Source organism: Paludibacter propionicigenes WB4, from assembly GCF_000183135.1.
In the GTDB taxonomy this organism is placed as follows: domain Bacteria; phylum Bacteroidota; class Bacteroidia; order Bacteroidales; family Paludibacteraceae; genus Paludibacter; species Paludibacter propionicigenes.
Window position 1 is genome coordinate 3,227,659 of sequence record NC_014734.1, and the last position, 26,107, is coordinate 3,253,765.

General features: G+C 40.5%; 23 protein-coding genes and 1 pseudogene. 7 read left to right on the forward strand and 17 right to left on the reverse strand.

The genetic code is table 11. The annotated features are described in order from the left end of the window. Nucleotides 1-56: 56 nt before the first annotated feature. Nucleotides 57-2,666 (reverse strand): alanine--tRNA ligase, encoded by a 2,610-nt coding sequence (gene alaS, locus PALPR_RS13390; protein WP_013446187.1) that lies wholly within the window; start codon nt 2,664-2,666, stop codon nt 57-59. 303 nt (nt 2,667-2,969) lie between these two features. Here alaS and PALPR_RS13400 point away from each other — a divergent pair, with 303 nt between their 5' ends. From PALPR_RS13400 to PALPR_RS13415, 4 genes are read left to right on the forward strand one after another with little or no spacing between them, the layout of a single operon-like run. Next, the gene (locus PALPR_RS13400) at nt 2,970-3,938 is read left to right on the forward strand and encodes a M23 family metallopeptidase (RefSeq protein ID WP_013446188.1); all 969 of its coding nucleotides are present in this window, start codon (nt 2,970-2,972) and stop codon (nt 3,936-3,938) included. 9 nt (nt 3,939-3,947) lie between these two features. Continuing rightward, a complete protein-coding gene (locus tag PALPR_RS13405; RefSeq protein WP_013446189.1) occupies nt 3,948-5,081 on the forward strand; it encodes a CapA family protein in 1,134 nt (377 codons plus the stop codon). A gap of 4 nt (nt 5,082-5,085) precedes the next feature. Beyond that, nucleotides 5,086-5,934 (forward strand): glutamate racemase, encoded by an 849-nt coding sequence (gene murI, locus PALPR_RS13410; RefSeq protein ID WP_013446190.1) that lies wholly within the window; start codon nt 5,086-5,088, stop codon nt 5,932-5,934. A gap of 15 nt (nt 5,935-5,949) precedes the next feature. Further along, nucleotides 5,950-6,360 carry a cupin domain-containing protein gene (locus PALPR_RS13415; protein ID WP_013446191.1) on the forward strand — a complete coding sequence of 137 codons (411 nt, stop codon included), beginning with the start codon at nt 5,950-5,952 and terminating at the stop codon, nt 6,358-6,360. A 16-nt stretch (nt 6,361-6,376) separates the two neighbouring features. Here the strand turns inward: PALPR_RS13415 and PALPR_RS13420 are convergent, their stop codons facing one another. From PALPR_RS13420 to PALPR_RS13485, 14 genes and pseudogenes are all read right to left on the reverse strand, one after another. Beyond that, nucleotides 6,377-7,084, reverse strand: coding sequence for a LytR/AlgR family response regulator transcription factor (locus PALPR_RS13420; RefSeq protein WP_013446192.1), 708 nt, complete (start codon nt 7,082-7,084; stop codon nt 6,377-6,379). After that, nucleotides 7,081-8,148, reverse strand: coding sequence for a sensor histidine kinase (locus PALPR_RS13425; protein ID WP_013446193.1), 1,068 nt, complete (start codon nt 8,146-8,148; stop codon nt 7,081-7,083). Before PALPR_RS13425 ends, PALPR_RS13420 begins: the two co-directional genes overlap by 4 nt. A 76-nt stretch (nt 8,149-8,224) precedes the next feature. Beyond that, the gene (locus PALPR_RS13430) at nt 8,225-9,445 is read right to left on the reverse strand and encodes an ABC transporter permease (protein WP_013446194.1); all 1,221 of its coding nucleotides are present in this window, start codon (nt 9,443-9,445) and stop codon (nt 8,225-8,227) included. 254 nt (nt 9,446-9,699) lie between these two features. Beyond that, nucleotides 9,700-10,443 (reverse strand): ABC transporter ATP-binding protein, encoded by a 744-nt coding sequence (locus PALPR_RS13435; protein ID WP_013446195.1) that lies wholly within the window; start codon nt 10,441-10,443, stop codon nt 9,700-9,702. A gap of 5 nt (nt 10,444-10,448) precedes the next feature. After that, on the reverse strand, nt 10,449-11,663 hold the full coding sequence (locus PALPR_RS13440) for an efflux RND transporter periplasmic adaptor subunit (protein ID WP_013446196.1): 1,215 nt from the start codon (nt 11,661-11,663) through the stop codon (nt 10,449-10,451). Between the two features lie 10 nt (nt 11,664-11,673). Further along, a complete protein-coding gene (locus tag PALPR_RS13445; protein WP_041620424.1) occupies nt 11,674-12,990 on the reverse strand; it encodes a TolC family protein in 1,317 nt (438 codons plus the stop codon). Nucleotides 12,991-13,156: 166 nt separating this feature from the next. Beyond that, nucleotides 13,157-13,333 (reverse strand): transcriptional regulator, encoded by a 177-nt coding sequence (locus PALPR_RS13450; protein WP_013446198.1) that lies wholly within the window; start codon nt 13,331-13,333, stop codon nt 13,157-13,159. A gap of 133 nt (nt 13,334-13,466) precedes the next feature. After that, a complete protein-coding gene (locus PALPR_RS13455) occupies nt 13,467-14,240 on the reverse strand; it encodes a prephenate dehydrogenase (protein ID WP_013446199.1) in 774 nt (257 codons plus the stop codon). Between the two features lie 1,472 nt (nt 14,241-15,712). Beyond that, a pseudogene (locus tag PALPR_RS16125) lies at nt 15,713-16,285 on the reverse strand (MFS transporter); the annotation flags it as partial. Nucleotides 16,286-16,305: 20 nt separating this feature from the next. Continuing rightward, nucleotides 16,306-16,695, reverse strand: a complete 390-nt coding sequence (locus PALPR_RS13465) for an endonuclease domain-containing protein (RefSeq protein ID WP_041620425.1) — start codon at nt 16,693-16,695, stop codon at nt 16,306-16,308. 146 nt (nt 16,696-16,841) lie between these two features. Then, nucleotides 16,842-18,239, reverse strand: a complete 1,398-nt coding sequence (locus tag PALPR_RS13470; RefSeq protein ID WP_013446202.1) for a SpoIID/LytB domain-containing protein — start codon at nt 18,237-18,239, stop codon at nt 16,842-16,844. Nucleotides 18,240-18,241: 2 nt separating this feature from the next. Next, entirely contained in the window at nt 18,242-18,622 is a 381-nt protein-coding gene (locus tag PALPR_RS13475) for a DUF5320 domain-containing protein (RefSeq protein WP_013446203.1), read from the reverse strand. 319 nt (nt 18,623-18,941) lie between these two features. Next, nucleotides 18,942-19,832 carry a DUF4922 domain-containing protein gene (locus PALPR_RS13480; protein ID WP_041620983.1) on the reverse strand — a complete coding sequence of 297 codons (891 nt, stop codon included), beginning with the start codon at nt 19,830-19,832 and terminating at the stop codon, nt 18,942-18,944. A 60-nt stretch (nt 19,833-19,892) separates the two neighbouring features. Next, nucleotides 19,893-21,392 (reverse strand): glycosyltransferase family 2 protein, encoded by a 1,500-nt coding sequence (locus PALPR_RS13485; protein WP_013446205.1) that lies wholly within the window; start codon nt 21,390-21,392, stop codon nt 19,893-19,895. A 240-nt stretch (nt 21,393-21,632) separates the two neighbouring features. Here PALPR_RS13485 and PALPR_RS13490 point away from each other — a divergent pair, with 240 nt between their 5' ends. From PALPR_RS13490 to murQ, 3 genes are all read left to right on the forward strand, one after another. After that, nucleotides 21,633-22,826: a thioredoxin family protein gene (locus PALPR_RS13490; protein WP_013446207.1), complete on the forward strand. Its 1,194-nt coding sequence runs from the start codon at nt 21,633-21,635 to the stop codon at nt 22,824-22,826. A 105-nt stretch (nt 22,827-22,931) separates the two neighbouring features. Beyond that, nucleotides 22,932-23,816: an ATPase gene (locus PALPR_RS13495; protein ID WP_013446208.1), complete on the forward strand. Its 885-nt coding sequence runs from the start codon at nt 22,932-22,934 to the stop codon at nt 23,814-23,816. Nucleotides 23,817-23,884: 68 nt separating this feature from the next. After that, entirely contained in the window at nt 23,885-24,697 is an 813-nt protein-coding gene (gene murQ, locus PALPR_RS13500; RefSeq protein ID WP_013446209.1) for an N-acetylmuramic acid 6-phosphate etherase, read from the forward strand. Nucleotides 24,698-24,699: 2 nt separating this feature from the next. On the opposite strand, the gene PALPR_RS13505 is transcribed toward murQ, so the two are convergent. Together PALPR_RS13505 and PALPR_RS13510 are read right to left on the reverse strand one after the other, a co-directional pair. Beyond that, nucleotides 24,700-24,945, reverse strand: coding sequence for a DUF362 domain-containing protein (locus PALPR_RS13505; protein WP_013446210.1), 246 nt, complete (start codon nt 24,943-24,945; stop codon nt 24,700-24,702). 23 nt (nt 24,946-24,968) lie between these two features. Next, complete coding sequence (locus PALPR_RS13510) at nt 24,969-26,084, reverse strand: ABC transporter permease (RefSeq protein ID WP_013446211.1); 1,116 nt, start codon at nt 26,082-26,084, stop codon at nt 24,969-24,971. Nucleotides 26,085-26,107 lie beyond the last annotated feature (23 nt).

Below are 26,107 nucleotides of genomic sequence, written 5' to 3' on the forward strand. Positions count from 1 at the left end.
CGTCTGCTGTAATTATGTAATTTAGAGAGATTAAAAATCCTTCTTTGTCCTAAAGATTATAGTGCTTCCAGTGCTTTTGCAATTGCTTTTTGAATGCCTGCCAGATTTTTACCTCCTGCCGAAGCAAAGAAAGGTTGTCCGCCGCCGCCGCCCTGAATTTCTTTGGCAGCTTCGCGGGCAATGTTGGTAGCATTCAGTCCGCCGGCAACAAGGTCGTCGCTCAGTAATACGGTCAGCGATGGTTTGCCATCGGCCACGCATCCGGCTACAAAAAATAGTTTTTCTGCTTGCACATTTCGTATCTGGAATGCCAGCGTCTTGGTCTGATCGGCAGTAAGACTTCCTTCGTATTGAATCACTTTAAAGCCTTTTACAATTGTTGCTTCAGCCAGTAATTTATCGCGCAGGCTCATGATTTTTTCATGAACAAATGCTTCTACCTGTTTTTTCAGATCGGCACTTTCTTCGCTCAACCGGCGAATGGCTGAAATCACATCAGGCGCATTGTTCAGTAGTTCTTTGGCTTCGCCAATAGTTTCCTGTTGTTTGTCTAACAATTCTTCTACAGCTTTTCCCGTAATAGCTTCGATACGTCGGATACCGGCTGCGATAGAGCTTTCGGCCACTACACGTACCAATCCGATATTTCCGGTGGCACTTACGTGTGTTCCTCCACAGAGTTCCACTGAGCTTCCAAACTGAATAACACGAACTGTTTCACCGTATTTTTCACCAAAAAGTGCCATAGCACCCATAGCCTGTGCTTCAGCTATCGGTGTTTCGCGACGTTCCTGCAATGGATAGTTTTCGCGAATCTTACGATTGGCAATAGCTTCTACCGCACGAATTTCTTCTTTTGTTAGTTTTTGGAAGTGCGAGAAGTCGAAACGTAATGCATCGGGGCTTACAAACGAACCTTTTTGTTCTACATGTGTACCCAGTACTTCGCGCAATGCCTCGTGCAGCAAGTGTGTGGCAGAGTGATTGCATTCCGTAGCTTTCCGTTTCTCAATATCGATGGTAGCTGTAAATGTTTCGGTTACATCTTCCGGCAGCTTATTGGCAATGTGTACCGCCAGGTTATTTTCTTTTTTGGTATCGATAATATCAATACTGCCATGATCCGATTTCAATGTACCGCAGTCACCAACCTGACCACCCATTTCGGCATAGAAAGGCGTTTTTGAGAGAACGATCTGGTAATACTCCTGATTTTTCTGTTTTACTTTGCGATAACGCAGAATTTCTGTATCAGCTTCGTTGAAGTCATATCCTACAAATTCGCTGTCACCTTCGCGAACGGTTACCCAGTCGCCTGTTTCGGTAGCGGCAGCATTGCGGGCACGTTCTTTTTGTTTTTGCATTTCGGAGTTGAACTCGTCGATATTTACTGTGAAGTTATTTTCACGTAATATCAATTCTGTCAAATCCAATGGGAATCCGAATGTGTCGTATAAAGTAAAGGCGACTTTGCCTTCAATTTCAGTTTTAGCAGCAGCTTTCGAGTCGGCCATTACCTTGTCGAGCAATTTAATACCGGTTTCCAGTGTGCGCAGGAACGATTCCTCTTCTTCTTTGATTACTTTTTCAATCAGCGTTTTTTGCGAAAGCAGTTCCGGATATGCTTTGCCCATGTTTTCGCTCAACACGGTAATCAGTTTGTACATGAAAGCATGACGTTGACCGAGGAAAGTATAACCGTAACGAACTGCACGGCGCAAGATACGACGGATTACATAACCGGCTTTGGCGTTCGAAGGCAATTGGCCGTCGGTAATAGAAAACGCGATGGTACGGATATGATCGGCAATAACGCGCATGGCGATATCCACTTTTTCGTCTTTGCCATATTCGGCACCACACACGCGGCCAATTTCGGCAATGATAGGCGTGAAAACATCGGTGTCGTAGTTCGATTGTACGCCCTGCATAGCCATACACAAACGTTCGAAGCCCATGCCGGTATCGATTACCTTGGCAGGAAGTCCTTCGAGCGAGCCGTCGGCTTTGCGGTTGTATTGCATGAACACGTTGTTCCAAATCTCAATTACTTGTGGGTGACTTCCGTTTACGAGTGTCAGTCCGTCAATTTTAGCGCGCTCATCGTTGTCGCGGATATCGATATGTATTTCGGAGCAAGGGCCACAAGGGCCTGTGTCGCCCATTTCCCAAAAATTATCTTTTTTGTTTCCGTTGATAATACGATGTTCTGGCAAAAACTGAGCCCAGATGGCAGCGGCTTCGTCGTCACGCTCCAATCCTTCGGGGGCGTAGCCTTCGAAAACGGTTACGTAAAGGCGGTCTTTGTCCAATTTAAGTACTTCTGTCAGATACTCCCAGGCCCATTCAATAGCTTCTTTTTTGAAATAATCGCCAAACGACCAGTTGCCCAACATTTCGAACATGGTGTGGTGATAGGTATCATGCCCTACTTCTTCCAAATCGTTGTGCTTGCCGCTTACGCGAAGGCATTTTTGCGAGTCTGCAACCCGCGAATATTTGATGGGATCATTACCCAGAATAATGTTTTTGAATTGGTTCATTCCGGCGTTGGTGAACATCAGGGTAGGATCATCTTTGATTACCATGGGTGCCGACGGAACAATTTTGTGCCCTTTCGATGCAAAAAAATCGAGAAAAGATTGACGAATTTCTTGTGAAGTCATTTTTTATGTCTAATGTCTAAAGTCAATGGTCTAATGTCTTCTATCATAGTTCTAAAGTTCGGATTTATCCAGTTTTTACTTTCGACGTTTGACTCTTGACTTTCGACCTTTCTGTCTTCTAGGTTAATAATATCAAATAAAGACCACAAAAGTAGCTCAAATTTATTATTTTTGCAGCAAATGATGATATAAATATTGTGATGACTTGTTGATTTTCTTTGTAAAACGGCTGATTGACTTTCATTTTTCTCCAATTTTAGGCTTGGGTATTCCAATTTGTTGCCTGAGACAAAAATAATTTTTATGGCTAAGAAAAAATTCCATTTTAATCCCGAAACATTAAGCTACGAACAAATTGAACATACGATTGCTCATTGGCTTAAACAGTTAATGATTCATGCTCTTTCGGGAGTTTTTTTGGGGCTTATATTTTTCTTTATTTTTGTTTCTACCATTAAATCTCCTCAGGAAAAGCAACTTAGTCAGGATAAAGCTCACATGGAAGCTCAATATAAGGTGCTCGAACGTCAGTTGGAAGAGGTTCAGTATGTTATGTCGGATTTGCAACAACGTGATGATAATTTGTACAGGGTGGTTTTTCAGGCAGACCCAATTCCTCTCTCGGTACGAAGAGGTACTTCGGCCAATACGGAATACTATGAACAATTGTTGGATATGACCAATTCTGAAATAGTAGTTTCAACAACAAAAAAACTCAACGAGCTGAGAAAAGAACTTTATATTCAGTCCAAATCGTACGATGATTTAATCCTTTTGGCCAAAAATAAGGAAACTATGCTGGAAAATTTACCGGCTATTCAACCTGTTTTGAATAAAAATCTTACCCGGATGGCTTCAGGATATGGCTGGCGTATCGATCCGGTTTACCATAGCAGACGTTTTCATGCAGGAATGGATTTTACGGCTCCTGTAGGCACCAACATATTTGTGACGGGAAATGGAACGGTGCAAAGTGCCGGTTGGGAGCAGGGATATGGAAACTGCGTGCAGGTAAATCATGGATACGGCTATGTAACTTTGTACGGTCACATGAGTGCTATAAAAGTACGTGTAGGACAAAAAGTGAAACGCGGCGATGTAATTGGACTGGTGGGAAGTACCGGAAAATCTACGGGGCCGCACTTACATTACGAAGTTCATTTTAAAGGGCAAGTCATGAATCCGCAAAACTATTACTTCCTGGACTTGTCGCCTGCTGAATACGACCGAATGGTTCAAATGAGCAACAATGCCGGTCAAACATTTGATTAATAGACGGTGATGAGAGAACGGTTGATAATTGCATACAGTTTCTTTGTGTGGATGAATGTAACAGCTCAGATGAAGGATACGGTGAAGATTGTGGCTGTAGGTGACATTATGATGGGTACGTCGTATCCTGATAGTACTTTCTTGCCTAAATTTAACAGTCAGTATCTTTTCAAACCTTTGAGTCAGTTTTTGAAAAGCGGCGATGTTGTATTCGGAAACCTGGAAGGAACGCTAACGGATGATTTGTCGCAGGTAAAAGAATGTAACACCGAAGGTAGATGCTATTTTTTTGCTATGCCGACTTCGTATTCAAAGAGCTTGAAAAATGCCGGTTTCAATGTGATGAGTCTGGCAAATAATCATTTGAATGACTTTGGTTATATTGGGCGAAGATCTACACGCCGTAGTTTGCGCAGTCAGGGCATCCGGTTTGCAGGTCTGCTGGAGTGTCCGGTTGATACTTTTACGCGGGGTGGTGTTCGATATGGATTTTGTGCTTTTGCGCCTAATGCCGGAACGGTGAATATCAAAGATATGAAACGTGCTGTGAAACTTGTACATTACCTGGATTCAATTTCGGATGTGGTAATAGTTTCATTCCATGCTGGCGTCGAAGGTGTCGAAGGGCAAAATGTGACCCGAAAAAGAGAATTTTATATTGGTGAAGACAGAGGTAATGTGTATGAATTTGCCCATAAAATGATTGATGCAGGTGCTGATGTACTGCTCGGTCACGGGCCGCATGTAACGCGTTCGGTGGAATTGTACAAAAGAAGATTTATTACTTACAGTATGGGTAACTTCTGCACTTATAGCAGAGTCAGCGTGGCCGGACAGTGTGGAATAGCGCCGCTTTTTCATATTTATACCAACAGGAAAGGTGAATTTTTGAAAGCTCAGATTATTCCCACCCATCAAAAGAAATATCAACCGCCGCGATACGACGAAAAGAAAAGAGCCATTTCTATTATTCAAAATCTGACAAGGGTTGATTTTCCCGAAATGGTTAACGTTATGCGGATTGGTGACGATGGTTGGATTCAACCTCTTAATCAGGGAAGAAAAATTTTGATGGATAAGAACCCCGAACTAAGTGCAAAAAATCAATACAAACTAACGACCAAAAAGCAGAATACGATATAAAGCAATGAAAGAAAAGCAGAAATTACCTGAAGCTCCGGGACCGATCGGTATTTTTGATTCGGGATATGGTGGGTTGACTATTTTGGAGAAAATCCGAACCGAACTGCCTGAATACGATTATATCTATTTGGGTGATAATGCCCGAACTCCTTACGGTACACGTTCTTTTGATGTGGTGTATAAATTCACACTGGAATGTGTAACCAAGTTGTTCGAAATGGGCTGCCAGTTGGTGGTTTTGGCCTGCAATACAGCTTCGGCAAAGGCTTTGCGTTCAATACAGCAACGTGACTTACCTTTGTTGGATGCTAATCGTAGGGTGTTGGGAGTTATTCGCCCAACGGTGGAGGCTGTAGGCGCAATGACCAGAAGCAAACATATCGGACTGCTGGCAACTTCCGGAACGGTTCAGTCTAATTCATATCCACTGGAAATTCACAAATTACACGATGATATTGTAGTTACTTCCGAAGCTTGTCCAATGTGGGTTCCGCTGATCGAAAACAATGAACATAAGTCTGAAGGTGCTGATTATTTTGTTCGGAAAAATGTCGAGCATTTGCTTGCTGCCGATCCAAAAATTGACACAATCATGCTCGGGTGCACACATTATCCATTATTGGAAGACAAAATTAAATCTTTGTTGCCCAAAGAAATTAGCGTGGTGTCACAAGGAGAGATTGTTGCTAAAAGTTTAGCTGATTATCTGCAACGACATACGGAAATGGAAAGCCGCTGCACAAAAAATGCTTCTATTCGATATTTCTCAACAGAATCGGTCGAGAAATTTTCTTCCTCTGCTTCTGTTTTTCTGAATGAGAAGATAGTAGCCGAGCATATTGATCTGGAATAATACAACCATCTGTTTATGAAAAGAATTAGCTTTATCATTGTCTTTAGTTGCATTGGTCTGATTGCCACAGCGCAATATAACAAAGGAGTTGTTCTGGAAACTATTTTGAAGACCGATACCACCTCTATTGGACAAAAAATAGTTTACCCCTCTTTTGCCAAGGACGAAGTATCCATTGTGAAAGTAACTTTGCCACCGGGTAAATCAACAGGCTGGCACAAACATTTTTTCCCTGTTTTCGCCTATGTACTTCAGGGAACGTTAACTGTAGAAGTTGAGAATAAGAAAACCTTGCAGTTTCCCGTAAATTCTTCATTTTCGGAAGTTATCAATACGCTTCACAATGGCGTAAACAATGGAAACGAAGACGTGGTATTGATTGCTTTTTTTATGGGCGAAAAAGATAAACCTCTTTCTGTGCATTAACTTCTTAGGTAAATACTTACACCAGCATTCGTTTTTCCAGAAAACTCTGAAACGATTCTTTATAGGAGTCGGAGACCGGAATGTAAACTTTTCCAAAAATAATTCGGTTGTTTTCCACAATTTTTATTTTTTCCTTGTGAACTATAAAGGATCGATGAACTCTCATAAACAGTTGACCGGGGAGCATCTCTTCCATTGTTTTCATGGTAATGTGAGACACAATGGGTAGTGCCTGATCCTCTATATAAATCTTGAGATAATCTTTCAATCCCTCTATATATAAAATTTTACTTAGTTGGATTTGAATCAGTTTATAATCTGATTTTACATATATGCAGTCAGGCTGATTTAGTGCTTTTTCCAAAGTTTGCTGCCATTGTAGTGCTTTGTTTGCTGCGAGCAGAAAATCGGAGTAACTGAATGGTTTTAAAAGATAGTCGAGAGCATTCACTTTGTATCCTTCTATTGCATATTGTTGGAATGCGGTGGTGAAAATGATTTTTGATTTTTCAGGAACCAGCCGGGCAAATTCCATCCCGTTGAGTTCGGCCATTTGAATATCGAGAAAGATAACATCCGGCGGGGTATCGCTTACAGCTGAACTGGCAGATATAGCTGAAGAAAATTTGCCTGTAAGTTTCAAGAAAGGTGTTTTACTTACATAATTCTCAAGCAACCCGAGTGCCAACGGTTCATCATCGATAATAAAGCAGCTTAGTGTCATAATGCATTGGTTGGATTAAGTGGAATGATAAGTTCGGCAACAAAAATATTATTTTCTTCTTTGGTCTGTAAAATATGTTTGTGTGGATAAAGAATTTCCAATCTGCGACGTAAATTTTCTAATCCAATACCTGATCCGCTTTGATCGGAATCATCTTTTGGGAAATAGCTGTTTTTTATAACACAGCTCAACTGTTTATCTGTACTTTGATGAATATTGATGTCTATAAACGATGGTTGCGATGAGCTTATACCATGTTTAAACGCATTTTCAATAAGCGTTATAAATAGGAGTGGCGCAACTGTTTTGTTCTTTTCCGTTACATCGATATTTATTTTCATGTCTACATCGGAGTTGAGACGAATTCGCATCAATTCAACATAATTATGAATGAAATTCAGCTCATGCTCCAGTGACACGAAGTTACCATTATTTTCGTAGAGCACATACCTGAGCAACTTGCTGAGTTCGAGTGTCGACTTTTGTGCTTTGTCGGGACTAATGGCAATAAGTGCATAGATATTGTTCAATGTATTGAACAAAAAATGCGGATTGAGTTGTTGTCTTAGATTTTTCAGTTCAGCTTCGGTACGTTCTTTCTTTTCTTCCTGTCGCTCAGCTTCTGTCTTATACCACTTCCCTGTCATTTTTACGGCAATACTTAATCCTATGGTAAGTACCATGCTAAATGAATCTACAATGATTGACAATACTTCTCGGGGTAATAAAGTTGGTGGAGGTTCTTTAAATCTTGGGCTAATCGCAGGATATGGTTCTTTCCAAAAATGCACTATTGTAACAATAAAGAGTATCAATAGAAAATTATAGAAGATATATTTGCCCACTTTTTGACGGAAAAGGAAATACTCAATCAACACAAAGTAGTTAACATAGAAAACCGAAACCAAGGATAAAATGACAACGAAATTATACAATAGTTTTTGTAGAATATCCGAATCATTAGATTTCCAAAAAATCAGAAATGGCAAACCGAAAACCATTCCCCATGCAGTGAAATGTATGAGGAATTGAACTATAATTTTCTTTGGTGCTTGTTTTGTCATACTGAATTTTTGATTTACAAAGATAGAAAATAGTTACTTCTTACAAGTGCTGATTCTCAAGTTTAATATTCTCCCATTATTCATACCGTAACGCCTCAATCGGATCCATCATAGATGCTTTCTTAGCGGGATACCATCCAAAGAAAACCCCAATTATGGTACAAACCACAAAGGACAGAATTACAGAATAAGGCTGTATCGAAATAGGCCATGAAATGGCTAGTTTAACCAGAAAGGATACACCCATACCGATTAATATACCTATAATTCCACCGGTAAAACTGATAATGATGGCTTCAATCATGAATTGAGCAAGAATATCTCTTCCTTTAGCACCAATCGCCATACGCAGGCCTATTTCACGAGTTCGTTCAGTAACCGAAACGTACATAATATTCATAATTCCGATTCCTCCTACTAACAGCGAAATGCCGGCTATACAGGCTAACAGAATAGTCAAAATATCGGTTGTTGATGTGAGCATAGAACTAAGTTCTTTTTGAGATCGAACATTAAAGTCATCCTCGTCAGTTGCTTTGAGCTTATGATTTGCCCGTAAAATAGTTTCAATCTCATCAATAGCTTTATCGGTAACGCTTTCAGAAAGTGCTGAAGTATACATACTTTGAATGTAGGTTATAGCTAATATCCGTTTTTGAACAGTAGTATAGGGTGCCAGCACAATGTTGTCCTGATCCATTCCCATGGAATTATAACCTTTTTCTTTTATAGTTCCAATAATAGTGAATGGCATTTTGTTAAATCTGATAACTTTACCTATAGGATTCTCTCCGTTAGGGAAGAGGTTTTTGGTTATTGTTTTTCCCACAAGGCAAACCTTAGCTGCTGCTGCCACTTGTTGGCGTGAAAACACATTACCCTGATCAACGCTTAATTTTCTAATTTCCAAATATTCGGGTGTAACTCCCGAAATTGAGGCAGGATAATTATTACCGCCATAAATAAACTGTCCATTGCTGCTAACCGAAGGTGAACAGGCAGCTACATAAGTGGTTTTATCGCGCAGAGAGTTGTAATCTTCCAACTTAAGCGACTGCATATCGCTACTGCTCTGGCGTACGCCGCCCATCATTCCTGCTCCGGGCTGAATCATTATCATGTTCGATCCCATTTCAGAAATTTGAGCCTGTATGCTCATCTTTGAACCTTGACCAATGGCTAGCATAGTTATGACTGAAGCCACACCAATAATAATCCCCAGCATGGTAAGGAAGGCTCTCATTTTGTTGTTGCTGAGTGCCCGAAGCGATATTTTTATCAGGTTTCCTATATTCATGGTTTCTTGTATTTTATTTGTACTCTCAATTTATAGTGGAATTATTAATCTGGAATGTTAGATTAATTTATAGAAGCTTGTTTTTATCTCATCGCAGGTCTCTATAAATTATACAGAGTTGATTTTACCTCATTTCATGTCCATATAAATTATATAGAGATGTTTTGATATCATCTCAATCCTATATAATTTATAGAGGGTTGATTTGCTCTCGTTTTATGTTTTTATAAATTATATAGAGTTTGAGAATTAAACTAATCGTCTTGTTTTGGCAGACTATCCAGCATTTTCTTTGCTGATTCAATATGTTCGTTCGCACTATCTTTAATCACTTTTCCATCGCGCAGCACGATATTACGACTTGTAAATGCTGCCAGCTCCGGGTTGTGAGTTACGAAAATGATGGTTCGTCCTTTTTTGTGCAACTCCTGAAATAATACCATAATTTCGAATGCTGTTCGGGTGTCCAGATTCCCGGTAGCTTCATCGGCTAATATTAATACAGGGTCGTTTACCAAAGCCCGGGCAATGGCTACACGTTGCATTTGTCCTCCTGACATTTGGTTGGATTTGTGATGTAAGCGGTCGCTCAATCCAACTGCATCAAGAGCCTTTATTGCCTTATCACGACGTTCTTTGCTTGTGTATTCAGGGTTGTATTGCAGCGGTAATTCCACATTTTCCACGGCAGTAGTTTTAGCCAACAGATTATATGATTGGAATACAAAACCTATTTTTCGGTTACGCATAGTCGACCTTTCGTTTTTATTCATGCTGCTAACAGCTACATCGTCCAGATAATATTCTCCAGCCGTAGGTGTATCCAAACATCCAAGCAGGTTTAGCATAGTCGATTTTCCTGAACCGCTGGTGCCCATGATGCTCACAAACTCTCCTTCGTAGATGGTGAACGAAACTCCACGCAAAGCATGTACAGTTTCGTCGCCAACCTGAAAGTTACGCTTGATGTTTTCTAATCGTATTATGGATTTGCTCATGATATTTATTTTTTACCTCCGCCTTGTCCGTTTTTTCCTCTCATGCTTGGCATAAATGGACTCTTTTCGGCTGAACCGTTTAATATTTCATCGGCAAGTGATTTTTGTTCTAGAACCACCATCTCGCTATCGGTCAGACCTGATACAATTTCGGTATTAGTTGCATCAGCATCACCTATTACTACGATTTTGTTTCGTACGGTTTTGCCATCCTGTACCCAAATCATTCGTTCGTTCTCTTTTAGTTTTAATGCCAATCCCTTATTTTCTGAAACTGTCAATTCATTTTTCTTTAATGTTTCTGCATCAGGTTTAAAACTAAATACCTTATTGGGTAAAGTCTGAACATTGTTCTTTTCAACCGTGTAAATGGTAATGTTAGCCGTTAACCCCGGTTTAAGTTTCAGATTTTCGTTTGGTGCATTTACAATAACCTGATAAGTTACAACATTTGATGTAACAGTTGATTTTAAGCGAACTTGTGTTACTTCACCTTCAAATTGATCATTTGGATATGCATCGACCAAGAAAGAAACACGTTGGCCGTTTTTGATATTGCCTATGTCGGCTTCATCTACATTTGCCACTACCTGCATTTTTGTTAAGTCTTTGGCAATAGTAAACAGCGTTGGAGTACTGAATGATGCTGCTACAGTTTGTCCTTCTTCTACTGCACGCGACAAAATAACGCCATCAATAGGTGAATGGATAGTGGCATAATTCAGGTTTGTTTGAGATTTCCGCAAGTTAGACTGATTCAGCTTATAAGTCGATTCAGCCAATTCATAATTGTATTTGGCTGTTTCATAATCAATGTCGCTAATCATATTTTTGTCGTGCAATTCCTTGGAACGTTTGAAATTCGTTTGCTGAAATTCGTATTGAGTTTTGCTGGAATTCAGATTCAACTGCTGAGAATTATAATCCGCCTGCAAGTTGGTTTTGTCGAGTTCGGCCAATATTTGTCCTTTTTTTACAGGAGAGTTATAATCTACATAAATTTTGGAAATAATGCCTGAAACTTGCGTACCTACTGCAATTTCGGTAATAGGATCGATGGTGCCGGTGGCAGTTACAGTTGTCGTAATTTTATTAAGCGACAATTTTGTTGTTTCTACTCTGTAAGCATCTTTGGGCGTCTTTTTTTTGAAAAAGCTTAATCCAATTGCCAGCACTATTATGCTTGCCACTGAGATAATGATGATTTTTTTCGTTTTCATATTCTGTGTTTTATTTAATTTCCAAAGGTAAATCCTGATATAAATTTAGCATTTGCACGTTCATTATACTTAAATATTTAGCTTGAATCAGACTTTGTTTGGCTGCCAGTAAATTGTTTTTTTCTGTCAATAAATCCAGTGTACTTTTTAACCCAAGGTTAAATTGCTGCTCTATCAAGTCGTAGCTGGTCTGCAACGCTTTTACTTTCTCTGTGGCAGAAACATACTGGCTTTGGGCTGATATTGCATCCTGATAAGAGGATTCTACAGAAGTGAGTAGACTTTTCTCAGCATCTAGCAGGTTCAACTGGGATGTTTTTTCGTTTAGCTTACTCGTTTCAATGGCTGATTTAGTGCTTCGGTTTGTAAATATGGGAATACTTACCGTAAGGCCGATACCCTCGTTAAAACGGTCTTGTAATTGCTTGCTGAAATTGTACGACGACAGATTGTTATTGCCTGTTCCCACACTTGCATTTAAGCTTACTTTTGGCAGATAACCGGCTTTAGCTTTTTCGGTTTCTAACTCTGCCACCTGAATATTAAGTTTGGAGCTTTTGAGTTGCGGCATTATGCTCAACGAATTTTCGTAAATGCTTTGTAAGCTGGGTAGTGGTTTCAAGATGTCAATGTCATTGAGCGAAGGAATGGTAATGTTGAGTTCATCTTTTACCGTCAACTCCAGCAATTGTTTCAAGTTTAATTTCTGAGTCTCGAGTGCATTTTTTGCTGTTACCAAAAGGTATTTGTCTGAGCTGAATTGCGATTCCAGTTTTGCCAAATCTACTTTGGAAATACTTCCAGCTTTTAATAGATTTTTTCCTCGCTCAAATTGATATTTGGAAACTTCAACGGTTGCACTATCAATGTTTACGGACTCAGCAGCATACAGTATTTGCAGATATGATTGCAAAATCGAAAACTGAATGTTTTTTTGCGAATAGAGAACATTGTATTTGCTCACTTCTTCGAGTAATTTTTGCACACGAATGTTTTTCTCTGTTTTTCCTCCATCAAATAATAACAATGAGCTATTTATTCCGTAAGATCCGGTGTACGAATTGGCCGTTCCTTCACCTACCAGAAACGGACTGTTTGAGAAATTCTGATTCACCGACGCGGATAGATTTGGGAAAAGTTGAGCTTTAGCTTGTTTAGTTGACACCGCACTTTGCTCCAGTGAGATTTTACTTTTCTGAACTTGAATGTTGTTTTTTAGAGCATAATCAATGCAATTTGTCAAGTCCCATTTCGCCGGTTTTTCTTGCGCTGCCAGGTTGGTAAAAATCATTACCATGAAACTGATAAGGAAAATTTGTATTTTCATCTGTCGTAATGTGTTGATTCGGTGGCAAAATTATATTACCATGTTTTATCAAACTATTGTTTTCGACAGATAGGTCAATTGTGTCGATAGATAGGTAGAAAAAAAGGAAGAGCGTCGTTTCGCAAATCTTGCAAAACGACGCTCTTCCTTTTATAATTTTTGATGATTACTTAGGTTGCCAGTAGCACATTTTTGGAGAAACGATAGCGCCTTCAGTTTTTAAAGCTTTCATGGCTTTATCTACTTCTTTGCGGTCAAGCCCTGTAAGTTCTACTATTTTACCGGCATTTAAAGGAGTTCCGGCTTTTTTCATTGCTTCTAATACTTGTTCTTTTGTTTCCATAATTTAATTATATAAATAACCCCAGCCCCTAAAGGGGAGCTAAGATAGTGTTGATTTTTTGTAACAAGAGAACCTTTATACCTTAAGGTACTTAGTTTTAAGCCCCTTTAGGGGTTTGGGGGTTCTTTTTTTCTTATTCAATATTCTTCCTCACCATTTTCAGGAAATCCTGCATACGCTCTGTATCTTTATCGTCAATTATTTCCAATAATGTTTTCAATTCGGCACGTATTTTTTCCACCTGATTGTGTGTGTAAGGGTTAAACAGAATTTCGGTTAGCAGGTAATCATCTTCGCTCAACAACCCTTTGGCTATATCCATGTGGCGCTTAAAAGTAGTTCCGGGAGCTTCCTGAGGCACCATTACCGATGCAAAAACCAGCGTAGAAGCAAACGGAATAGATAGCGAGTAAGCGATGGTCTCATCGTGCTCGTCAAAGCTGTATTCAAAAATCCGGAGCTTCAGCGATCCGTACAAATCTTTGAAAAAAGCCTTTCCCATGTGGTCGGATTCGGAAATAATGATGGCACTTTGCGTGCTCAGGTTATCGAGCGTGGCAAAGGTAGGACCGAACATGGGGTGAGTGGATACATAGCGCATTCCGGTTCCTTCGTAATAAGCCTGAATGCCTGTTTTTACAGAGGCAATATCCGAAATAATACAGTTCTTAGGCAGATAGGGTAATACTTTTTCAAAAGCATCGATGGTGTATTTCAGCGTAACGCAGTTGATAACCAACTCCGGCTCAAACGCCCAGATTTCTTCGTATTCGGTCATGCGCAGGGTGTTGAACACAAAACGCAAACGCTTCGGGTCTGTATCAAAAAGTGCCACTTCGTGATTGATGCACAAAACATCGGTAAGGAATGTGCCCATTTTTCCGGCACCAAGAACTAGTATTTTCATTTTGTAGTTACGAGTTACGAGTTACAAGTTACAAGAACAAGTCAACAAGTAAAAGTTATTTTGTAATTTTAGGATACAAAGGTAAATAAAAATTCGCGTTGATTTGCGAAATTTGCGTTCTCCAAAATTCCCCTTTAGGGGTTAGGGGTTTTCTTCTTCCCAAACTCTTTATCTATCTTCAAAAATGGAATAATAGCCAGCGTCGGTATCGCACATATCATTACCCAAATAAAGAAATGATTATAGCCAAGCATATCTTGCAGCCAGCCGGCTATCATGCCCGGGAGCATCATGCCCATGGCCATAAACCCGGTGCAAATGGCGTAATGGGCTGTTTTATGTTCGCCGTCGGCAAAATAAATCATGTACAACATATAGGCCGTGAACCCAAATCCGTAACCAAATTGCTCCAGAGCAACCGATATGTTGATCAGGACTAGACTTTCCGGAGTAAACCACGATAGGTAAAGAAATGCCAAATGAGGTAGGGTGATGCTTAAAGCCATAGGCCATATCCAGTATTTCAATCCCTTGCGCGAAGCTGCAAATCCTCCTATGATTCCACCCAGCGTTAGTGCTATGACGCCAACTGTTCCGTATACGAGACCAACCTGTCCGGTAGTAAGTCCTAGTCCACCTACTTCTCGTGCGTCGAGCAGGAAAGGCGATGCCATTTTTACGAGCATGGCCTCGCCAAGGCGGTAAAGAAGCATAAATACCAAAGCCAGACCAACGCCCGGTTTCTTGAAGAACGTAGCGAAAGTGCGACCGAATTCTCTGAAAACATCTTTCGGTGAATTAGCCACCAGCGAATGATCGGATGTAGGGCGGGGCAGAATAAACCGATGATAAATGAAAAGAAGAATAAATAATCCGGCGAGGATAAAGAAGGTGATGCTCCATGCCAGTTTTATGTTTCCTGAAATTCCTTTAAAATTACCAGTTACCTCATCCTTTAGCTTATAGTCCAACCCTACAACCATATATGCAGGTTTGTTCCAGTTTGCTTCTGTAAAAACAATACGTTCGCCCGAAATTATTGATATGTTTTTATCTCCTTTGGCCAGACTGGAGTTTAGAACCACTGTTTTGCCTGATTCAGGTTTTTGAGTCAGTTGTACAGCTATCAGTCCCGCATTGCCAACTTTTCCGTCAGTTCCGGCTGCATCTATTCTTTTTTCTCCAAAATGTGTTTTGATAAAATGTCCCAATGGTGTTGATACGTTTTGCGTCCACCACGATGGGTGATTGTTTTTTTGCTCTGCTGCAGTTTTTTCAGGGGCTATAAAGCCGTTTGCCCTGTTTTGTTCTAAAGCAAAATTCTTGATTTTTGATAGCGAATCTGCTGTAATGTTGTTGGTGTTAAGCGTCAAATTTGCAGGAAAAGCAACGAAGGTCATCTTGTCTGACTTCTGTATTGCGTGATGCTGAGGTGACAGAGTTATCTCATTTTGTTTGGTGTTTGAGGACTGAACTGTAAACTGCATGGGTTCCAATCCGGTGAATGTTTCTAGGCCTCCGGCCACAATAATCAATAACCCTTGTCCGGTAATCATAGCCAGTCGGTAGAACGTACTGCGAATGCCTACGAAAAAGGATTGTTCGGAACTGTCCAATGCCAGCATGTAGAAGCCATCGGCGGCAATGTCGTGAGTGGCGGAACTAAAGGCTATCAGCCACAATACCGCTAGCGTAGCCTGAAAGAAAAACGGCATGGGAATAAGAAAAGCCACTCCCGCCAATCCGGCTCCGATAAGCAATTGCATGCTGACTATCCACCAACGTTTGGTTTTGATAATGTCAACAAACGGACTCCAAAAGGGCTTGATAACCCAGGGTAGGTACAACCAACTGGTGTAAAGGGCTATGTCTGTATTTGAAATGCCCAGTCGTTTATACATGATAACTGCCACAGTCATGGCTACAACATAGGGGATTCCCTCCGCAAAATAAAGCGTTGGTATCCATGACCAGGGGGAGCGACCCCTAGCCCCTGAAGGGGAATTGGAATTACCTTTGTTTTCTATACTATCTTGTTGATTCATAATGAGTGGTTCTAATATTTTTATTCCCCATTAAAAGGTAGGGATATTCTTTTTTTTACTTCGTGTTCGATTTCTTTCAAAGTTTTTTCAATTTCAAACAACACTTGTTCATTTGTGAATCGAATTACTTTTAAACCTAATTCGGTAAGTTCATTGTCTCTGTTCTTGTCGTATAAATATTGTTCAGAAATGGTGTGATATCCACCATCTACTTCAACAATCAGTTTTGCTTTATGACAATAAAAATCTGCAATAAAATAAAGAATTGGATGCTGTCTTTTGAAACGAACACCTTCAATGGAACTCAAATGATTCCATAGGAATGTTTCTGCTTCTGTTTGATGATTGCGTAGCTGCTTTGCTAATTCAAAATGAATAGGCAAAGCACCATAAAACATGTTATGATCCATAATTTCTAAAGGAGAATTTAACCCTTATCCCTGAAGGGGAACTGAGTTAGTTTCGTCTTGTGTATTGTTTTCTATATTTTCTTGTTGATTCATAATAAATAATCGATAGTAACATTTTTCTCTCCCCCTTTAGGGGTTAGGGGTCATTAAGAGTATATCCTCTTCAACTCCGCTCCTCTGAAATAATGCAACAAAATATCATCGTACTGAAAGCCGTTTTCGCCCATTACGGCGGCACCTATCTGGCAGAGACCCACACCGTGTCCCCAGCCGGCACCGGTGAGGGTGAAGCGTTGCGGTATATCGCCGACCACATCCGATGTGTCCACCACAAAAGCCGAACTGTAAAGATGCGAATTGGAGAGCCATTTGCGGATTTCCAGCTCCTTGCCAACAACGATGGTTTCCTTTGTTCCTACTATTTGTAGCTCGATAATGCGTCCCGACTCACCCCGCTTCACCGGAATTAAATCGACTATTTGCCCAAAGTCAATACCCGAACGACGGAAAAGCATTTCCGAAAGTTCGGCTTGCGAGTATTCTACTTTCCAGCGATAGAAGTCGGTAGTTTCCTGATCATAATTGTTGAGAACCTGTGCCAGTATTTTCTTGTCGGACGTGTTGCAGTAAGCTGCCGGCGAGTTACGAATCCAGTGTTCGGCATTCAGGTTGTCGGTCAGATCCAGATTGAAGCCTGTCGGCGCATCGCCGTTGTCAACCACAGGTGTCAGATACGGATGACGCACCGGTGCCCAGCAGTTTTCAAAAGCTTCGGAAATACCACCACAGGATTTGGAAAAACGCGCATCGCAAATTTGACCTTCGTACATCAATACCTCGCCCCGGGTGGCTTCGATAGCCTTTTCGACGGCAGCAGTAGAGGCGCGCGTAATGCCCTGATAGCGCTGACAATGATCGTCGGCGCATACATCGAAACGGGTGTGTGCGTCGCGTTCGTACCATTTGATATATTTGTTTTTTGGTAGAGACGCACGGCCGTGCGTCTTTACATCGACAGCATCGTTTTTTGTGTTATGTGGTTCGTGACCTATATCTATTAGGGGTTGAGACGCACGGCCGTGCGTCTTTACCTCATGCGTCTCAACTATGGGATTCAACAACCAGCTGCGCGAAATCACCGCATGCGCTTTCAAAAGTTCGTCGGAGGCGGTGGCGCTCATTTCGCTGGAGATTACGCTGGTGAGGTAATTTTCAACCCCGATATGATTAATTGCTGTCAATTTTTCATTGTCGACAATCAACTTTAACGCGCCTTTGAATCGTTGATTTTCCTTTCGCTCCCAATGAAAATTGATGCCGATAACCACATTAATCAAATCAAATGAGCAGTTTTCATTGGCTGGCTCCAGTATAATTTCGTTAACCAATTCGCCACTGAAAGCAATTTTAGCTTTCTTGTAGCTGGCTTTTTGTTTCCCCGTGTAGGTTTTTCCGCCGGGAGTAATAAACTCTCCGTTCAGCACAAATTCTATAGTCGCGCTGGTAAGAATGCCAACGTGTATGGTGGGTTCGGTGTTGCTCATAGTTATTTCCCCACAATGTTTTTATAAACGCCAATTTCTATTTGTTGGTGTTCAATTTCTTTTTTTAATCCTTCAATTTGTTCTTGTAGAACTTTGATTTGATCCTGGAGTTCCTGTTCTTTAGGGGTAACATAGTCTACCGGTAATGAAGCTCCCAGTTCAGCTACAAAATTGTGATTCAGGGCCAGACTGACTTTCCACAGAACATGCATTTGCAGGGATGGGCTTTCTGCATATTGATACACACTGGTATTCGCTTTGTTTAGTTGACGTGCAAGTTCAGCGCGGTTAATCTTGTTGTTTTGAATAAAATCAGCAAGAAGTTTCCCATTGTGGGGCATTGTTTTAGCACTTACGTAGTTATTATCTCTGGAGTTGCTCATATTTACCTGATTTAAGGCGGTGAAGATAATGATATTTTTTAAATAAAGCAATTCAAAAAAGTGTTTTTTTACTTCAACAAAGTGATTAATTATTTCTTTATAGTGATAATTTATTACTTCGTTGAAGTATTTACTTACTATATAGAGTTTATTTACTGCTTTGTAGAATTAATTAATGTCTTTAAAGTGGTAATTAATCACTAATTTGAATTGAATTATATCTTTATAGTAGTAACTAATTACTATAAAGAAGTAAATAGTTATTTTGTTGAGGTAAATTACTACTATGTAACGATGAAAATAATCTTATTGTAAGGCATTATTCGAAACTGACCTGTTCCAATATACTTTCTACATCCTCTTTTGCTATCCGTTCAAAATGGCTTTCTACAGGCGTAATAAAAATGCCGCACATCTCCACGGTGGCGGGGCTGACGAGTAACTGCTGGTCACCTTCGGCAGTGTATTGCCAGGGGCGGAAAGCTTTGCGGGGAAGCACGAAAGTATACCATTTGTCTGTCTCGAAGGTACAAACGATATTCATCATGGGTTCCTCATTTTCATCAGTTGAGTAATGAGCATATAACTTTTCGAATGAATCTTCGGCACTTTCAATATCGGTGGACTCAATGCAATAAACGGTGCGCAGGTAGTCGTTGAAGCTGAAAAGCTGAAAAGTTTCCGACTCGACCAACAGTTGGGTGTGCGTATCTTTCAGCCGCTTATAGTCGTTTACCAACGGCAGAAAATCTTTCGTTCCGGCCTGAAAATGCATGTGATCGGGGGCGGAAGCGCCGCATTGCGGACCGTTGTAAAAAACAAGATAGTCGTCCAATGCCTGCGCCAGCCGAAGCATATCGGTAAAGTAGGGCTTTATTCGTTGCGGCACATGCTCTCTGCGCGGTACGGTGAAATGCTCGGGGAAAATAGGGAAGGGGTTGACCAGAATTTCGTAATCACCAAACTCAACCGACTTTTGTTCTGCCGGACGATTGGCAGCACACAAAAAGCACTTCCGTTCGGCAATGGTCTTGGCATCCACCTTAGCGCCGGACGACACAATACGTGCCGGATTAAACTGTACCTTTACCTCAAAATCATCAAACGAGAATGATTTGGTGCGCACGGTTTTTAGCCCTTCGAAATTGGTACGAGCAAGTTCCCAGTTGGAAACCTGCTCAGTGAAAAGTGATTTTATTTGGTTGTTGATATTTTTCATTTACTAGTTCTTTTGACAAATTGCTTGCCTCTTACTTCTTGCTCCTTACTTCTACGACTTCCTCGCCTTCAATTCCACCGTCCGTATTTTGTCCTTGTATAAGTTGTGTCCGTTCATTTTTACTACATCCAGCGAAGCGTCGGAGTTTTCGTCCCAGCGTCGGCAGAGGTAAAGCGAATCATAAATTCGTCCAATCTGGTACTCGCGACTGATGCGCAGCCCAAGCGCATAATCTTCGCCGTAGCTGGTGTTAGGCACTTTTATGTCGCGCAACACGGGTGTATAAAAAGCGCGTGGTGCGCCTAGTCCATTAATGCGTAAAGCATTGTTTCGTCCGTTTTCGGGTGTCCATTCTTTGTGATCAATCAGTCCGGGTGCGATAGTTTCCATAGCAAAGTTGGTCATTGTGTACGACCCTATCACCATGGCGCAGTTTTGTTCGTAAAAAGCATCGACTACGGTTTGCAGGGTATTTTCAGTCTGATAAACATCGTCGCTGTCCAGCTGCACGGCAAATTTTCCACAGTAAGCGGAATGCACTCCCTCGTTCCAGCAACCGCCAATGCCCAGGTCGTTGCGGTTCGGAGTCAGATGAATAACGCGACTGTCCGTTTTAGCATATTTCTCAATCAATTCTGATGTTCCATCCGTCGAAAAATTATCAATAATAATCAGGTTGAAGTCGAAGGTCGTTTTCTGCATCAATACCGATTTGATGGCATCTTCCACGGTTTTTACCCGATTGCGGATAGGAATAATTATCGAAGCTTCTACCGGAAAATTACTTTCGTCGAAAGAGATTGTTTTGAATTGCGGAGCCAGATAAGCGCCAATCTTTCTTAGATGGTCGGTGCAGGCGACTTCCATTTCCAGTTGTACGGCGCGGTTCTTCGGATCTACGTAATCAAACTGTTTTTCGCCACTCTTGCGTGTGTCGTTCTCCACTTCCGAGTACAGATATTCGTTGATATGAACCAATTCGGCTTGTTGCGATACTTTCAGGCGAAGGTTGTATAACCCTGCAAATTGATAGTTAACGGAGGTTTCAGCCGCGGCCTTTTCCAAATACTCGGAATCGTAAAACAGCACCGAACCGAAATTAAAATCGTCGCGCAAGCTGCCTTCCTGATAGTCGATGACCGGAAGGTTGGAGCGAACGCCGTCTTTTATCTCGTAATAATCCGAATAAACCAATCCTGCCTGTGTGTCGGAAGCTATGTGGTAAAATCGTTCAACGGCAAACTGACCCAGTTCAAGGGTAGTGTCTTTGGTGTAAATGAGCGAATAAGCAGTGTCGGCCTTAGCTGCAATTTTCCGTATAGTTTCCGAGCTTTGCAATGAGTCGATTTCTATCGTATGGCAATCTTTGAGTTGTATGTTGTTTCCACTTTTCACCAGCAGATAAATCGTTTGAATGAGTGAGGATTGTTTAAGCTGTTCTACGGTTTTGAGCGTTTCCGCAGTATTATTGCAGGCAAGGAAGCAATTGACTACCCCCAACCCCCTGAAGGGGGCTTTTGCGTTAGTGGAATTTGTCGGTTGATTGTTCATTTATGGAGATTTTATTATTATGCTATTTGGGTTGTCAAAAATACGACTAAATTTTCATTTTTCTCTACATTAAATTACAACTAACTTAAAATTATATTATATCTTTGCCTAAATTTAAAGTCCGATAACAAAGAACTTTGTAAGACTTTAAATAGCGTTGAGCAGTTTTCTTATTGTTTGGATTTACTTTATTAAGCATGGATAATCATTTTTATTTTAATCAATTTAAAAATTCGTGTTATGAAAAAATCAATTCTTTTTTTACTTCTGATAATGTTTAAGTTTTCAGTGTCGGCTCAATATGAAGGCATAAAATTTAATCACGAACTGACTTTAGCTGATGCTTTATCAAAAGCAAAAGATGAAAATAAATACGTTTTTGTTGACTGCTATACCACTTGGTGTGGTCCATGCAAATTAATGGTGTTCGATGTGTTTTCACAAAAGCAGGTTGGGGATTATTATAATCGAAATTTTATAAATCTGAAACTTGATTTGGAGAAACCTGATAATAAATTTATTGTTGAAAAATATGGAATTACGGCTTTTCCTACCTATTTGTTTTTTGATCCCAATGGGAAGTTGAAATTAAAAGCCAAAGCATATTTAGAAGCACCGATTTTCCTCGAAATGGGTAAAGCGGCTCTGGATAATGCTAATAATTTTGAGGTTAACGCTAAGAAAATAGAAGATGGAGATAGAAGCATTAGAACTGTAAAAAGATTTTTTGTTCAGAATTACAACTATAAAAAAAGTGAATCGCTGGTAGAGGAATGCTTTAAAATATTATCAGATGAAGAGAAAATTTCTCAAGATGGCTGGGATTTATTTAATTTGTACATTAAAGACCCCAAGTCAGAATCGTTTCAATTCTTTCTAAAGAATAGATTAAAATTTACAGAAAAATATGGAAAAGAGGCTGTTGAGAGGAGGATTTTATATGGGTTGTTTTTATATACTTACGAAATGGACATCGCTGGTTTTGATTCTTTAAGAAGTATCGATCCTGTGATTTTTGATAAGGCAAAAAATTTCATTGCTATCGCAGCTGCATACTGGGAGTGTGTTAGGAATAAAAACATAGATAACCAAGCTGACTGGAAGAATCTAATTAGCATTGCGTCTCCCTATCTTGAAGACCAATGTGATGACAGTAATTATATTGGTTCGCAAGCTTGGAAAATTTATCAAAACAGCAGTAAAATAAAGGATAAGACGATACTTGATAAAGCCTGTGAGTGGGCAAAAAGAGCCTATACACTTCAACCCAAATCATCTGAAATTATGAATACTTATGCCCATTTGCTATTTGCAACTGGCAAAAAGAATAATGCCATTAAACTGGAAGAAGAAGCCTTAAAAAAAGCCGAAGAAGCAGCAATCGATGATCTCGTTAAATCATATAAAGAAGAGCTTCATAAATTCAAACAATAAATATAATTAAAGTCATCCAAATGTTGGGGCCGTACAAACTAATACTCTTTTTAAGCGTAGAAAATATAAATTATCTTTGTGTTTGGAATAGAATAATTAAATAAAATGAGTAAAAAAGAACAGACTTCAAAGTCGCCTTTCGGGGATTCAGGGAGCATATTGATTGCCGATAGCGGTTCTACAAAAACGCATTGGTGTGTAGTGGAACAGGGTGCAATTCAACAAGATATTTTTACCGATGGGATTAATCCGTTTTACCAGACGGACATGGAAATCATTGCTTTGCTTGAATCACAACTTATTCAAAATCTGGATTGTGAGGCTATTGAACATATTTATTTCTATGGAGCGGGTTGCTCTTTTCCTGAAAAAAAGATATTGGTTAGTCGGGGGCTGGTTCGTTTTTTGGGAAATGCAATTGTCGAAATTCAGAGCGATTTGCTGGGTGCTGCGCGGGCATTGTTCCAACGTCAAAAAGGCATTGCCTGCATTCTTGGAACCGGTTCTAATTCCTGTTTTTATGATGGCAAAGAAATTCGGCAAAACGTTTCGCCGCTTGGTTTTATTTTGGGCGACGAAGGCAGCGGGGCTGTACTTGGGAAACTCTTTATAGCCGATTGCCTGAAAAATCAAATGCCCGAATGGATTACCGAGAAACTACTGGACGAATACGAACTGACGCCCGCGGTTATCATGGACAACATATACAAAAAGCCTTTCCCCAATCGCTTTTTGGCTAAATTCACTCCATTTATCTTAGAACATATTGAAGAACCCGCTATTTTTAATCTGGTATACGATAGTTTTGATGCTTTCTTTATTCGCAATGTGATGCAATATCCATTGGAAGACGTACAAGTTGGATTTGTCGGCTCAATAGCCCATTATTTCCGCGATACGCTGGAAATAGTTGCATCCGAGCGAGGCATTGTGGTGTCGGAAATTGTACAAAGTCCGATGGAAGGGTTAGTGAAATATCATAACAATTGAAAGTTGAAAGTTGACAATTGACAGTTGAAAAATGCAAAAAAACATTAGCAAATTAGTACACAAGTCTTATGACATTTCAAAAAATAACCGAACAACCTTCTCTTCATACCGATCTCGATAAGAAATGGGTTGGTCAACTGCTCTCAGAAATGAATGAAGAGGATCAGAAAGTGGCATTGGCAGTTCAAAAAGCAATCCCTCAGATAGAGGAATTGGTGGAGAAAATCGTGGGGCGAATGAAGCGTGGCGGACGTATTTTTTATGTGGGAGCAGGTACCAGCGGACGGTTGGGGGTGTTGGATGCTTCGGAGATTCCACCTACTTTTGGAATGCCTCCGCATATGGTTATAGGACTGATTGCGGGTGGCGAAAAGGCCTTGCGCAATCCGGTGGAAAATGCCGAGGATGACTTGGCTAAAGCCTGGGAAGAACTGCAAGGCTATCAAATAAATATAACCGATACGGTAATCGGCATAGCTGCTTCTGGAACTACGCCTTACGTAATCGGTGCGTTGAGAAATGCGAAAACTAATGGCGTACTGACGGCATCCATTGCCTGCAATCCCGATTCACCCATTGCCCACGAAGCTGATATTCGCATAGAGGTGATTGTAGGGCCGGAATTTGTAACCGGAAGTACGAGACTTAAATCCGGCACGGCAGAAAAGCTTGTGCTCAATATGATTTCAACGGTTACGATGATAAAACTTGGTCGCGTGAAAGGCAATAAAATGGTGAATATGCAACTCAGCAATGCCAAGCTTATTGACCGCGGAGCAAGAATGATTGTGGAAGAACTGCACATAGCATACGAGCAGGCACGTAACTTGTTGCTACTTCATGGTTCGGTGAAAAAAGTGCTTGAAACTTATAACCAATAATGCTACCGGACGGCGCTAATGGCATCGAACTTACAGGCTTGTACGCATCTTAAACAACCGGCACACTTATTTGCATCGTAAACAAAAGCATGCATGTCTATCAACGTGTCGGCAATGTATAAGAAAGATTTGTCCAGTACTTCATTCGGGCAAGCTTCCACGCATTTCCAACAGGCAGTACAGGCATCAATGCTCAATTGAATGTGTGCAGTGCTTGGTTTCTTTCTATTGAGGAGCATAGTTTTCATATGGTGTTCGTGCTAACTGAAATTTAGTTTTTCTTATGATAGCTCAATACCGCCCAGGTGTTGAAGAATATGGCAAACCCTACCAGTGCCAACAATTGATTCATCAGTTGTAACGGGTTACTTCCCTTTAAATAAATTGATCGCATCACAATCATAAAATGCTTCAGCGGATTAAAGGCAGCTATCCATTTAGCCCACTCCGGCATACTGTCGATAGGTGTGTACAGACCACTGAGCATGATAAACAGCATCATGAAGAAAAAGATGATGAACATGGCTTGTTGCAAGGTCGCAGCATAGTTTGAAACAACTAACCCGAGACCGGAAATAGCCAGAATGTAAATGGCCGCAAATAAATAAATAGACGCAAAATAACCCGCCGGAATCAGCCCGTAAACCGCCCAAGCTACAAGGAAACCTATACTGATAACGATGAACCCGATAATCCAGAATGGAATCAATTTAGCGAGTATGAACATAGATTTTGAAACCGGACTTACATTAATTTGTTCCATGGTTCCCCGCTCTTTTTCAGTAACAATGGATACAGCTGGTAAGAAACCACACAGCAAGGTCAGAATCATAACCATCAGTGCAGGAACCATGAATACCCGGTAATTGAGATGCGGATTGAAACGATACTGTGCATCAAGCTGAATAGTGGGAGTGGAGTTTGTCCCTGCGTTTGTCGGCATTAATTCCTGAATCACTTGTCCGTTATAATCACCTATAATGCTCGAAAGATACGTTATGCCGATACTGCCTTTCATACCATTTACCGCGTTGGCCGAAATCATAACCTTGCCCCCCTGACGATTCACTATGTCTTTTTCAAAATGAGGCGGAATCTCAAGAATAATATCAGACTCTCCTTTTTCAATGCTTTTTAGCGCCTGGCTGTAATTTGGCGACACGTCGGTAAGTTTGAAATAATTGGATGAAATTATTTTCTGCGTAAGCTGTTGTGAATACGTGCTGTGATCGTTGTCAATCACGCTCAAATTCAGATTTTTTATTTCGTAACTGGCTGCCCACGGAAAAATGAGCAACACATTGAGTGGAAATATAAAAATCATCTTCGGAAGAAACCCATTCCGAAGTATTTGTTTGAACTCTTTTCTAAGAAGATATTTTATCATAATAATGTGACCCCTAACCCCTA

Coding starts and splice junctions, on each gene's coding strand:
- PALPR_RS13400 (WP_013446188.1), top strand. CDS start 2,970: ATGGCTAAGAAAAAATTCCATTTTAATCCCGAAACATTAAGCTACGAA.
- PALPR_RS13425 (WP_013446193.1), bottom strand. CDS start 8,148: ATGACAAAACAAGCACCAAAGAAAATTATAGTTCAATTCCTCATACAT.
- PALPR_RS13435 (WP_013446195.1), bottom strand. CDS start 10,443: ATGAGCAAATCCATAATACGATTAGAAAACATCAAGCGTAACTTTCAG.
- PALPR_RS13455 (WP_013446199.1), bottom strand. CDS start 14,240: ATGAAAATACTAGTTCTTGGTGCCGGAAAAATGGGCACATTCCTTACC.
- PALPR_RS13495 (WP_013446208.1), top strand. CDS start 22,932: ATGAGTAAAAAAGAACAGACTTCAAAGTCGCCTTTCGGGGATTCAGGG.
- murI (WP_013446190.1), top strand. CDS start 5,086: ATGAAAGAAAAGCAGAAATTACCTGAAGCTCCGGGACCGATCGGTATT.
- PALPR_RS13430 (WP_013446194.1), bottom strand. CDS start 9,445: ATGAATATAGGAAACCTGATAAAAATATCGCTTCGGGCACTCAGCAAC.
- PALPR_RS13490 (WP_013446207.1), top strand. CDS start 21,633: ATGAAAAAATCAATTCTTTTTTTACTTCTGATAATGTTTAAGTTTTCA.
- PALPR_RS13445 (WP_041620424.1), bottom strand. CDS start 12,990: ATGAAAATACAAATTTTCCTTATCAGTTTCATGGTAATGATTTTTACC.
- PALPR_RS13415 (WP_013446191.1), top strand. CDS start 5,950: ATGAAAAGAATTAGCTTTATCATTGTCTTTAGTTGCATTGGTCTGATT.
- alaS (WP_013446187.1), bottom strand. CDS start 2,666: ATGACTTCACAAGAAATTCGTCAATCTTTTCTCGATTTTTTTGCATCG.
- PALPR_RS13485 (WP_013446205.1), bottom strand. CDS start 21,392: ATGAACAATCAACCGACAAATTCCACTAACGCAAAAGCCCCCTTCAGG.
- PALPR_RS13475 (WP_013446203.1), bottom strand. CDS start 18,622: ATGAGCAACTCCAGAGATAATAACTACGTAAGTGCTAAAACAATGCCC.
- PALPR_RS13470 (WP_013446202.1), bottom strand. CDS start 18,239: ATGAGCAACACCGAACCCACCATACACGTTGGCATTCTTACCAGCGCG.
- murQ (WP_013446209.1), top strand. CDS start 23,885: ATGACATTTCAAAAAATAACCGAACAACCTTCTCTTCATACCGATCTC.
- PALPR_RS13510 (WP_013446211.1), bottom strand. CDS start 26,084: ATGATAAAATATCTTCTTAGAAAAGAGTTCAAACAAATACTTCGGAAT.
- PALPR_RS13450 (WP_013446198.1), bottom strand. CDS start 13,333: ATGGAAACAAAAGAACAAGTATTAGAAGCAATGAAAAAAGCCGGAACT.
- PALPR_RS13405 (WP_013446189.1), top strand. CDS start 3,948: ATGAGAGAACGGTTGATAATTGCATACAGTTTCTTTGTGTGGATGAAT.
- PALPR_RS13465 (WP_041620425.1), bottom strand. CDS start 16,695: ATGGATCATAACATGTTTTATGGTGCTTTGCCTATTCATTTTGAATTA.
- PALPR_RS13440 (WP_013446196.1), bottom strand. CDS start 11,663: ATGAAAACGAAAAAAATCATCATTATCTCAGTGGCAAGCATAATAGTG.
- PALPR_RS13505 (WP_013446210.1), bottom strand. CDS start 24,945: ATGAAAACTATGCTCCTCAATAGAAAGAAACCAAGCACTGCACACATT.
- PALPR_RS13420 (WP_013446192.1), bottom strand. CDS start 7,084: ATGACACTAAGCTGCTTTATTATCGATGATGAACCGTTGGCACTCGGG.